This window comes from Acidiphilium sp. PM, assembly GCF_000219295.1.
Classification (GTDB): Bacteria; Pseudomonadota; Alphaproteobacteria; order Acetobacterales; family Acetobacteraceae; genus Acidiphilium; species Acidiphilium multivorum.
This window is the reverse complement of sequence record NZ_AFPR01000106.1, coordinates 1-10,779: the sequence shown is the minus strand read 5'-3', so window position 1 is coordinate 10,779 and position 10,779 is coordinate 1. Positions and strand designations below refer to the sequence as shown.

Annotated in this window: 12 protein-coding genes; 10 read left to right on the top strand and 2 right to left on the bottom strand. The window is 69.0% G+C overall.

The annotated features are described in order from the left end of the window. Nucleotides 1-156: 156 nt before the first annotated feature. Nucleotides 157-1,023 carry a pyruvate, water dikinase regulatory protein gene (locus tag APM_RS05445; protein WP_007422355.1) on the bottom strand — a complete coding sequence of 289 codons (867 nt, stop codon included), beginning with the start codon at nt 1,021-1,023 and terminating at the stop codon, nt 157-159. A gap of 280 nt (nt 1,024-1,303) precedes the next feature. On the opposite strand from APM_RS05445, the gene hemE reads away from it, so the two are divergent. The 10 genes from hemE (at nt 1,304) to APM_RS05400 (ending at nt 10,113) form a co-directional block, all read left to right on the top strand. Further along, nucleotides 1,304-2,380 carry a uroporphyrinogen decarboxylase gene (gene hemE, locus APM_RS05440; protein ID WP_007422354.1) on the top strand — a complete coding sequence of 359 codons (1,077 nt, stop codon included), beginning with the start codon at nt 1,304-1,306 and terminating at the stop codon, nt 2,378-2,380. Between the two features lie 5 nt (nt 2,381-2,385). Then, nucleotides 2,386-3,474, top strand: coding sequence for a ferrochelatase (gene hemH, locus APM_RS05435; RefSeq protein WP_007422353.1), 1,089 nt, complete (start codon nt 2,386-2,388; stop codon nt 3,472-3,474). Continuing rightward, nucleotides 3,471-4,163 carry an HAD family phosphatase gene (locus APM_RS05430; protein WP_007422352.1) on the top strand — a complete coding sequence of 231 codons (693 nt, stop codon included), beginning with the start codon at nt 3,471-3,473 and terminating at the stop codon, nt 4,161-4,163. Before hemH ends, APM_RS05430 begins: the two co-directional genes overlap by 4 nt. Then, the gene (gene hemJ / locus APM_RS05425) at nt 4,160-4,609 is read left to right on the top strand and encodes a protoporphyrinogen oxidase HemJ (RefSeq protein WP_007422351.1); all 450 of its coding nucleotides are present in this window, start codon (nt 4,160-4,162) and stop codon (nt 4,607-4,609) included. Before APM_RS05430 ends, hemJ begins: the two co-directional genes overlap by 4 nt. A 97-nt stretch (nt 4,610-4,706) precedes the next feature. Further along, complete coding sequence (locus APM_RS22195; protein WP_013640841.1) at nt 4,707-4,865, top strand: hypothetical protein; 159 nt, start codon at nt 4,707-4,709, stop codon at nt 4,863-4,865. A 145-nt stretch (nt 4,866-5,010) separates the two neighbouring features. Further along, nucleotides 5,011-5,733, top strand: coding sequence for a ribonuclease activity regulator RraA (locus APM_RS05420; protein WP_007422350.1), 723 nt, complete (start codon nt 5,011-5,013; stop codon nt 5,731-5,733). A gap of 2 nt (nt 5,734-5,735) precedes the next feature. Beyond that, nucleotides 5,736-7,439 carry an IlvD/Edd family dehydratase gene (locus APM_RS05415; protein ID WP_007422349.1) on the top strand — a complete coding sequence of 568 codons (1,704 nt, stop codon included), beginning with the start codon at nt 5,736-5,738 and terminating at the stop codon, nt 7,437-7,439. Further along, a complete protein-coding gene (locus APM_RS05410) occupies nt 7,436-8,434 on the top strand; it encodes a 2-hydroxyacid dehydrogenase (protein WP_007422348.1) in 999 nt (332 codons plus the stop codon). Before APM_RS05415 ends, APM_RS05410 begins: the two co-directional genes overlap by 4 nt. Further along, nucleotides 8,431-9,357: a dihydrodipicolinate synthase family protein gene (locus APM_RS05405; protein WP_007422347.1), complete on the top strand. Its 927-nt coding sequence runs from the start codon at nt 8,431-8,433 to the stop codon at nt 9,355-9,357. The genes APM_RS05410 and APM_RS05405 overlap by 4 nt, the downstream gene beginning before the upstream one ends. A 12-nt stretch (nt 9,358-9,369) precedes the next feature. Beyond that, the gene (locus tag APM_RS05400; protein ID WP_007422346.1) at nt 9,370-10,113 is read left to right on the top strand and encodes an SDR family NAD(P)-dependent oxidoreductase; all 744 of its coding nucleotides are present in this window, start codon (nt 9,370-9,372) and stop codon (nt 10,111-10,113) included. 7 nt (nt 10,114-10,120) lie between these two features. Here APM_RS05400 and APM_RS05395 read toward each other — a convergent pair. After that, a partial coding sequence (locus tag APM_RS05395) for a cation-translocating P-type ATPase (RefSeq protein WP_007422345.1) occupies nt 10,121-10,779 on the bottom strand: 659 nt, incomplete at its 5' end.

Below are 10,779 nucleotides of genomic sequence, written 5' to 3'. Positions count from 1 at the left end.
TGCAGGACGAAACCGCCGAAAACCGGATGCTGCATTGATAATGAGGGCACTGGACTTTCCTCGGTTCAGGCTAGAGCCTCGCTTCCGGAAGTCAAGCCGACGTGATCGCCCGCCATCCGCGACCGCTTCAGGCGGACGTCGCCATCCGCGATCAGGTCAGGCGGACGTCGCCGTCCGCCGGCGCCGCTCGTGCCAGGCGTCCATCAGCTTGAGCACCGCCGCCGCCGTCTCCTCGATCGAGCGGCGGGTGACGTTCACCGTCGGCCAGCCGCGCGCGCTACAGGTCCGCCGCGCCCAGAGCAGCTCCGCCTTCACCGCCTCCTCGTCGACATAGTCGCCGCTGTCCGGCCGGAACGCCCCCGCCGCCCCGCCGCCCTGGCCGAGCAGGGTGAGCCGGTGCCGGCGGATCTCGATCAGCGGCTCGGCGTCGATGAACAGGCCGACCACCGGGCAGGGCGGATCGTCCAGCACGCCCGGCAGCTCGATCCCCGGCACCATCGGCACGTTCGCCGCCTTGATGCCGCGATTGGCGAGGTAGAACGAGGTCGGCGTCTTCGACGAGCGCGAGACGCCGACCAGGATCACATCCGCCTCCGCCAGCCCGCGCAGCGCCTGGCCGTCATCGTGCGAGAGCACGAAATGCATCGCGTCGATCCGGCGGAAATAATCGGCATCCAGCACGTATTGCCGCCCCGGGGTCGGCCGCGTCGGCGTCCCCAGCTCCTCGGCCAGCAGGTCGAACACCGGGTCGAGCACGTGTAGGATGCGCAGGCCGAGCCGCTGGCAGGCCTCGTCCAGCTCGTGGCGCAGCGCCTGGTCGAGCAGGCTGCACAGCACCGGGCCGCGCTCCGCCTCGATCCCCTCCAGCACCCGGTGCAGCTGCAGCCGCGAGCGGATCAGGCTCCAGCGGTGCAGATGGATGTCCGAACCCTCGAACTGCACCGAGGCCGCCCGCGCCACCGCGTTCAGCGTGTCGCCGGTGGCGTCGGAAACCAGGTGGAGATTGAGCCGCTTGCCGTCCATGCATGGTCTCATAGCGTGGATAACTCGGGCCGCGAAACCGCCCGCGGTGGAAAGCGTGGATGAATTTCACACCGCGGCGAGCGGTGGATGAATTTCCCGGGCATCCCCCGCATATGTGGAAAAACCGGGGGTTTGATGCAGAATCAGCAGATTGCAGGCCGAGTTTTGCTGTGGAAAACTCTGTGCAGAAAAAACCGGATTGCGGGGTTCCCCAGAGTTCACAGCTAACACTACTCCCCCCGTCCTTTCCTATAAGACGAATTGAAGCTAGGCAGGTCGCATGACGGGACAACGCGCTGAAAAACCGGTTCTCAGGGTGCTCGGGGGAGAGGCGGTCTGGCCGCCGCCGGTCTGGCTGATGCGCCAGGCGGGCCGCTACCTGCCCGAGTATCGCAAGCTCAGGGAAAAGGCGGGCAACTTCATCGCCCTGTGCACCACCCCCCCGCTCGCGACGGAGGTGACGCTGCAACCCGTCCGCCGCTTCGGCATGGACGCGGCGATCCTGTTCAGCGACATCCTGATCCTGCCCTGGGCGCTGGGCCAGAAACTCCGCTTCGCCGAGGGCGAGGGCCCCCGCCTCGAACGGATCGACGGTCTCGCCGGCCTCGAGGCGCTCGATCCCGCCGCCCTGCGCCAGGGCACCGAGCCGGTGATGGAAACCGTCTCCCGCGTCCGCGCCGAACTGCCGCCGGAGACGACGCTGATCGGCTTCGCCGGCAGCCCCTTCACCGTCGCCTGCTACATGATCGACGGCCGCGGCGGCGATTTCCCGCTGACCCGCGAGGTCGCCTACGCCGATCCCGCCCTGCTCGCCGCGGTGATCGAAACCGTCACCACCGCGACGATCGACTACCTCTCCTGGCAGATCGAGGCGGGGGCCGACTGCGTGATGCTGTTCGATTCCTGGGCCGGGCTGCTGCCGCCCGATCTCTTCCGCGCCCATGTCATCCACCCCACGGCGCGCATCGTCGAACAGCTGCGCGTCCGCCATCCGGGCGTGAAGGTCATCGGCTTCCCGCGCCTCGGCGGGCTGATGACGCTGCCCTACATCGCCGATACCGGCGTCGACGCCGTCGGGATGGACACTTCGGTCGATCCCGTCGCCCTCGCCCGGCTCGCCCCGCGCCGCGTCGCCTTCCAGGGCAATCTCGACCCGCTGCTGCTGCGCGCCGGCGGCATCTCGCTCGGCCAGGCGGTGGAGCGGATGGCCCGCGGGCTCGCAGGCCATCCGCATATCTTCAATCTCGGCCACGGCATCGTGCCGGACACCCCGCCCGAGCACGTCGCCGCGGTGATCGAACGCCTCCGCTCGCTGGAACCCGGCGAGCTTGAGGAATCCGCCCTCGCCGCCACCTGAGCGCCATGAACGATTCCGAACCCGTCCTGCCCGTCCGCACCGCCATCGTCCTGTTCAACCTCGGCGGTCCGGACGGTCCGGACTCGATCAAGCCCTTCCGCGTCAACCTCTTCTCGGACCCGGCGATCATCCGCGCCCCGGTCTTCGTCCGCTTCTGGCTGGCCCGGCTGATCGCCCGCTCCGCCCAGAAAAAGGCCGAGGAGGGCTATGCGCTGATGGGCGGCAAATCCCCCCTGCTCGACCTCACCCGCCAGCAGGCGGACGCGCTGGAATCCGCCCTGCCCGGCGCGAAATGCTTCATCGCGATGCGCTACTGGCACCCTTTCGCGCGCGACGTCGCCCGCGAGGTGAAGGCGTGGAACCCCGAGCGCATCCTTCTGCTCCCGCTCTACCCGCAATTCTCCACCACCACGACCGGCAGCTCGCTCGCGGACTGGCACGATTCCGCCGCCCGCGCCGGCCTCGTCGCGCCGACCACCACGCTCTGCTGCTGGTATGACGATCCCGCCTTCGCCGCCGCCACCGCCGAGCCGGTCATCCGCACCTACGAAACGGCCCGCGCCGAACTCGGGGCCGGCGCGAAAATCCGCCTGCTCTTCTCCGCCCACGGCCTGCCGGAATCCATCGTCAAGGCCGGCGACCCCTACCAGGAGGAGGTCGAGGCCTGCACCGAGGCGGTGATGGCGGCGATCGAGCGCCGCCTCGGCCACCGGCCGGACCATCAGGTCTGCTACCAGTCCCGCGCCACGCCGCAGAAATGGCTCGAACCCTCGACCGAGCAGGCGATCGAACAGGCCGCGCGCGACAATACCGCCGTCGTCGTCATCCCCATCGCCTTCGTCTCCGAGCATATCGAGACGCTGGTCGAGCTCGACGTCGAATACCGCGAGGTGGCCGACCACCTGAAACTGCCCGGCTATTACCGGGCCCCGGCGCAGAACGACGACCCCGCCTTCATCGCCGCCCTGGCCGGCATCGCCCGCCGCGCCGTCGCCCACGGCCCGGGCCTCTGCTCGCATCGCGGCGGGCGGGCCTGCGATGCCCGCAACCGGGATTGCCCCTGGGCGCGCTATCGGGCAGTCGTGGCGGCATGAAACGCACTTTCGGCCTCGTCATCTTCGACTGCGACGGCGTCCTGATCGACAGCGAGCGCGTCTCCGCCGCGGTCATCGCCGAATCGATGACCGAGCTCGGCCTGCCGGTCACGCCGGAAGCGGCGATGGCCCGCTTCGTCGGCGTCTCGCTGCGCGCCATGCGCCCGATGATCGAGGCCGATCTCGGCCGTCCCCTGCCGCCTGACTGGAACGCGATGCTGGTCGCCCGCATCGTCGCCGCGATGGAGCGTCACGCCGAACCCATTCCCGGCGCGCGCGAGATCCTCGAGCATTTCGATGCCGTCGGCCAGCCCTGGCGCATCGCCTCCAACTCGGCCGATGTGGAGATGGACGCGAAATTCGGCCGCACCGGCTGGCTCGACCTCGTCGCCGGCCGCACCTTTTCCGCCCCGCGCCTGTTCCCCGAGGGCGGCCGCCCGAAACCCGCGCCGGACGTCTTCCTCGCCGCCGCGCGCTCGCTGCCCGCCGCCCCCGAAACCTGCCTCGTGATCGAGGACAGCGTCACCGGCATCGCCGGCGCCATCGCCGCCGGCATGACCTGCTACGGTTTTGCTCCGCACGGCAACGGCGAGCCTCTTCTCGCCGCCGGCGCCGAACGGGTCATAAGCGGCCACCACGAACTGCGCGACCTCGTCGCCCTCGCCGCCGCGATCGGAGCAAAAGCATGACCATCGCCGCCCTCGCGCCGTTCTACCGCTGGGAACTCGCCTTCCACGTGATGTCGGTCATCGCCTGGATGGCGGCGCTGTTCTACCTGCCGCGCCTCTATGTCTATCACTGCCAGCTCGCCCCCGGCTCGGCCGAGTCCGCCCGCTTCAAGGTGATGGAACGCCGCCTGCTCAAGCAGATCGCCACCCCGGCGATGATCTCGTCCTGGACCTTCGGCATCCTGCTCATCCTCACCCCCGGCGCCATCTCCTGGTCGGCCGGCTGGTGGTGGACGAAATTCATCTCCGTCATCCTGATGAGCGGCTTCCACGGCGCGCTCTCCAAATGGCGGAAGAACTTCCTCAACGACGCCAACACGAAGCCCGAGCGCTTCTACCGCATCGCCAACGAGGTCCCGACCATCCTGATGATCGTGATCGTCATCATGGTCTTCGTGAAGCCCTGAGCCGGCGCAGGTTCCACATCACCGCCACATTCCGGTCATCGAAACACCGGTTTTCGCGCGTCATATCTCCCCGATCCGCAAGGATGGAGGAAGAGACATGAAACAATCCGCCCTCAGGGCCGTCGTTCTGGCCCTCGCGCTGACCGGTCTCGCCACCGCGCTCGCCGGCTGCGTCTACTACCCCTATGGCGGCCCCGGCTATTACGGCGGCGGCTACTATCACGGCGGCTGGCATCACGACGACGACGACCGCTGATGAACTGAGCCCGTCCCGGGCCTGATCATGGCAGGCATCCCGCCTGCCGCAAGGTGGCCGCCTTGCGGCCCGTCGTGTCCCTCATATACAACCGACCGGATGGCGCCCCAGGGCGCCGCCGGAACACGACAAAAGGGGGATAACGATGACCGAAAGCGCACCGCTCGACGAGGCAATCCGCACGGCCCTGCTTTCGGTCTCGACCGCGACTCTCACCACCGTGCTGCTCAAGAAGGGCCTGCGCAATGTCTGGCTGCGCGGCACGGCGCCGCTCGCCCCCGGCCAGGGCCGCAAGGTCGGCCGCGCCTTCACGCTGCGCTTCGTCCCCGCCCGCGAGGATCTCGCCACCCCCGCCTCCTGGGCCTCGCCCATCTCCACCCGCGCCGCGATCGAGGCGATGCCGGAAGGCTGCATCGCCGTCGCGGATGCGATGGGCATCACCGATGCCGGCATTTTCGGCGACATTCTCTGCGCCCGCATGGGCAAGCGCGGCGTCGCCGGCCTCGTCACCGACGGGGTGATGCGCGACCTCGCCGGCGTCCTCGGCACCGGCCTGCCGGTCTGGTGCCGCGGCGCCGCCGCCCCGCCCTCGGTCGCCGGCCTCACCTTCGTCGCCTGGCAGCAGCCCATCGCCTGCGGCGGCGTCGCCGTCTTCCCGAACGACGTGATCGTGGTCGATGACGACGGCGCCGTGGTCATCCCCCAGACCCTGCTCGACGAGGTGGTGCCCGAGGCGATCGAGCAGGAGGCGCTGGAAGCCTGGATCATGACCGAGATCGACCGCGGCGTGCCGCTCCCCGGCCTCTACCCCGCCAACGCCGAAACCAAAGCCCGCTACGAAGCCTTCCGCGCCAGCCGGAAGGCCTGACCGTGTCGGGCTTGCGCAAGGGCCTGACCAGCTACGGCGATGCCGGCTTCTCGCTTTTTCTCCGCAAGGCCTTCATCAAGGCGATGGGCTATTCCGACGATGCGCTGGACCGCCCCATCATCGGCATCACCAACACCGGCAGCGACTACAACCCCTGCCACGGCAACAGCCCCGACCTGATCGAGGCCGCCAAGCGCGGCGTCATGCTCGCCGGCGGCCTGCCGATGGTCTTCCCCACCATCTCCATCGGCGAGAGCTTCGCGCACCCCACCTCGATGTTCCTGCGCAACCTGATGGCGATGGACACCGAGGAAATGATCCGCGCCCAGCCGATGGACGCCGTCATCGTCATCGGCGGCTGCGACAAGACGCTCCCCGCCCAGCTCATGGGGGCGATCAGCACCAATCTGCCCACCATCGTCGTCCCCACCGGCCCGATGGTCGTCGGCCACCACAAGGGCGAGGTGCTCGGCGCCTGCACCGATTGCCGCCGTCTCTGGGGAATGCACCGCGCCGGGCAGATCGACGCCGCCGAAATCGAGACCATCAGCGGCCGCCTCGCCCCCTCGGTCGGCACCTGCATGGTGATGGGCACCGCCAGCACCATGGCCTGCGTGATCGAGGCGCTCGGTTTCTCGCTCCCCATGAGTGCCACAATCCCCGCCGTCCATGCCGAGCGCCGCCGCATCGCCGAGGCCAGCGGCAAGCGCATCGTCGACCTGGCGAAAGCCGGCGCGCCCCGCCCGCGCGACCTCATCACGCCCGCCGCCTTGCGCAACGCCCTCACCGTCCTGCAAGCCATCGGCGGCTCGACCAACGGCATCATCCATCTCACCGCCATGGCCGGCCGCGCCGGAACAAGAATCGAACTCGAAACGGTGGACGAGATCGGCCGCAACGTCCCCGTCCTGGTCGACCTGAAACCCTCCGGCGATCACTACATGGAGCATTTCCACCATGCCGGCGGCGTCCCCCGCCTGCTGCGCGAACTTTCGCGCCATCTCGATCCTGCGTCCCCCACCGTCAGCGGCCGGACCATCGGCGAGATCGCCGAAGCCGCCGAGATCGTCCCCGGGCAGACCGTCATCCGCGGCGCGGACAAGCCGCTGAAATCCACCGGCGCCCTCGCCGTGCTGCGCGGCAATCTCTGCCCGCGCGGCGCCGTCATCAAGCAATCCGCCGCCTCGCCGCATCTGCTGAGCCATACCGGCCCGGCCCTCGTGTTTGAAAATGTCGAGGACATGGCGGCGAGAATCGATTCCGACGAGCTGGACGTCACACCCGAGACCGTCCTCGTCCTGCGCAATACCGGTCCCATCGGCGCGCCCGGCATGCCGGAGGCCGGCTACCTGCCCATCCCGCGCAAGCTCGCCCGCGCCGGCGTGAAGGACATGGTGCGGATCTCGGATGCGCGGATGAGCGGCACCGCCTTCGGCACCATCGTCCTGCACATCGCCCCGGAATCGGCGGCCGGCGGCCCGCTCGCCCTGGTCCGCACCGGCGATCCGATCCGGCTCGACGTCGCGGCGCGAACGCTCGACCTGCTGATCGACGATGCCGAATGGCAGCGCCGCGCCGCCGAACATGCCGCGACGCCAAGGCGCCCGCCGCCTGCGCGCGGCTACGCCCGCCTTTTCGAAACCACCGTGTTGCAGGCCGACGAAGGCTGCGATTTCGATTTCCTGCAGGGAGGCCCACAAGAATGAGCGACCGCCCGAAACTTCTGTTCCTCGGCAGCCTGATGCCGGTCATCGAGGACTCCCTCGAAGCCGGCTTCGAAATCCTCCGTGACGACGGCACCAATCTCGACGCGCTGATCGAGCGTCACGGCGCCGAAATCCGCGGCATCGTCACGCGCGGCCGCCGCCCGACCGACGCCGCGCTGATCGCCCGCCTGCCCGCCCTCGAACTGATCGCCAATTTCGGCGTCGGCTACGACACGGTCGATGTCGTGGCCGCCGCCAAACACGGTGTTATCGTCACCAACACGCCGGACGTGCTGAACGACGAGATGGGCGATTTCACCGTCGGCCTGCTGCTCGCCACCATCCGCACCCTGCCCGCGGCCGAGCGTTTCCTGCGCGCGGGAAAATGGCTGCACGACGCCTTCCCCCTCGGCAGCAGCCTGCGCGGCCGGCGCATCGGCATCGCCGGCATGGGCCGCATCGGCCAGGTCATCGCCCGTCGCCTCTCCGGCTTCGACCTGCCGATTTCATATCACTCCCGCAACAGGGTTCCGCATCTCGACTATCCGCATTTTCCCTCGCTCGTCGAACTTGCCGCCAATGTCGACGTGCTCATCGTCGTGCTCCCCGGCGGCCCGGCGACGCGCCACGCGGTCAACGCCGAGGTGCTCGCGGCCCTCGGTCCCGACGGCATTCTGATCAACGTCGCGCGCGGCACGGTCGTCGATGAAGCCGCGTTGATCGACGCACTCGGCAGCCGGAAAATCCTCGCCGCCGGCCTCGATGTTTTCGAAGACGAGCCCCGCGTGCCGGCAGCCCTTCTCGCCTGCGACAACGCTGTTCTGGTCCCCCACGTCGGCACCGCCACGCATCACACGCGCGGCCTGATGGCGGATCTGCTGATCCGCAATGTCCGCGCGTGGTTCGGCGGCGAGGGGCCGATCACGCCTGTCGCCGAGACACCGGCGCCCGGGCGCCGCGCGCCACAAACAGATAGTTCGATATCAAAACAATGAAGCTCGATCATACCGCACGCGGCGTCTTCCCCATCGCCCCCACACCCTTCCTGCCCGACGGCGCGGTCGACACGAAGTCGATCGACACCATGTGCGATTTCTATTTTTCCGCCGGCGCCACCGGCCTGACCATTCTCGGCATCATGGGCGAGGCCCCCAAGCTCGACGCTGACGAGGCGTTAGCCATCTCCCGCCAGGTCATCGGGCGGTGCGAAATCCCCGTCATCGTCGGCGTCTCCGCCCCCGGCTTCGCCGCCATGCGCAACCTCGCCCGCGCGGTGATGGATGCGGGCGCCGCCGGCGTCATGATCGCCCCACCGCCCTCACTGCGCACCGACGACCAGATCGTGACGTATTACCACAACGCGATCGAGGCGATCGGCGGCGAAATCCCGTTCGTGATCCAGGACTACCCGCTCACCCTCTCGGTGATCATGACGCCCGCCGTCATCCGCCGCATCGTCATGGACCTGCCCTCCTGCGTCATGCTCAAGCACGAGGACTGGCCGGGGCTTGAAAAGATCTCCGCGCTGCGCGCCTTCCAGCGCGAGGGCAGCCTGCGCCCGCTTTCGATTCTCACAGGCAATGGCGGGCTCTTTCTCGATTTCGAAATGGAGCGCGGCGCTGACGGCGCGATGACCGGCTACTGCTTCCCCGACATGCTGGCGGATGTCGTCCGCCTCTCGAACGACGGCAAGCGCGACGAGGCGCACGACCTGTTCGACGCCCACCTCCCGCTGATCCGCTACGAACAGCAGCAGGGCGTCGGCCTCGCCACGCGGAAATACGTGCTGCGGAAGCGCGGCGCCATCGCGCACGATGCCCAGCGCGCCCCCGCCGGCAAGCTCACCGAAACCGCCCGCGCCGAAATCGATTTTCTGCTCCGCCGCCTCGCGAAGCACGACCCCCGCGCCCATTTCTGAAGGACACCGCAAGTGAAAAACCGTTTCGAAGGCAAGACGGCGGTTATCACCGGCGGCGCCGCCGGCATCGGCCTCGCCGCCGCCACGCGCATCATCGCCGAGGGCGGCAACGCGGTATTGTGGGATCGCAGCCGTGACGCGATCGTCGCCGCGGCCCGCGAACTCGGCCCCGCCTGCTCCGGCGAGGCGCTCGACGTCACCGATTTCGCCGCGCTCGAACACGCCGCCGCCGAGGCGGTGCGCGACCATGGCGCGATCGACATCCTCATCGCCGGCGCCGGCATCACCGGCCCCAACACCACCACCTGGGACTATCCGGTCGATGCCTGGCGGCAGGTGATCGAGGTCAACCTCACCGGCATCTTTCTCACCTGCAAGGCGGTGGTGCCGCACATGCGCGCGCGCAACGCCGGGCGCATCGTCAACATCGCCTCGGTCGCCGGCAAGGAAGGCAACCCCAACGCCTCGGCCTACAGCGCGTCGAAGGCCGGCGTCATCGGCCTCACCAAGTCGCTCGGCAAGGAACTCGCCACCACGCCGATCACGGTGAACTGCATCACCCCCGCCGCCGTCCGCACCGCGATCTTCGAGCAGATGAGCCAGCAGCACATCGACTACATGCTCTCGAAAATCCCGATGAACCGCTTCGGCACGGTCGAGGAAATCGCGGCGCTGATCTGCTTCCTCGCCTCCGACGAAGCCTCCTTCAGCACCGGCGCGGTGTTCGACATCTCCGGCGGCCGCGCCACCTACTGACGCGCCGTTATTTCACCGGCGGCGTCCAGCGCCGCAGCAGCAGCGCGTTCGTCACCACGCTCACGCTCGATGCCGCCATCGCCGCCCCCGCCACCATCGGGCTCAGGAACCCGATGGCGGCCAGCGGAATCCCGATCACGTTATAGGCGAAGGCCCAGAACAGCCCCTGGCGGATCTTGCGCATCGTCGCCCGCGCCACATCCAGCGCCGCCGCCACCAGCGCAGGGTCGCCGCGCATCAGCGTGATCCCTGCCGTATGCATCGCGACATCCGATCCGCTCGCCATCGCCATGCCGATATCCGCCGCGGCGAGCGAGGGCGCGTCGTTCACCCCGTCGCCGACCATGGCGACCACGCGGCCCTCCCGCCGCAGCGCCGCCACCGTCGCGGCCTTGCCCTCCGGCAACTGCCCGGCGATCACCTCGTCGATGCCGACGGCCCTCGCCGCCGCCGCCGCACTGCCCGCATTGTCCCCGGTCAGCAGCACCACGCGCCGCCCCTGTGCCCGCAGCGCCGCCACCGCCTCGCGCGCGCCACTCTTCGGCGCATCCCCGAACGCGACCAGCCCGAGCACCCGCCCCTCGCCGATCACCCAGGACACGCTGCGCCCCTCTTCCTCCAGCGCTGTCGCCCGCTCCGCCAGCGCCCCCGGCGCAGCGCCCTGCT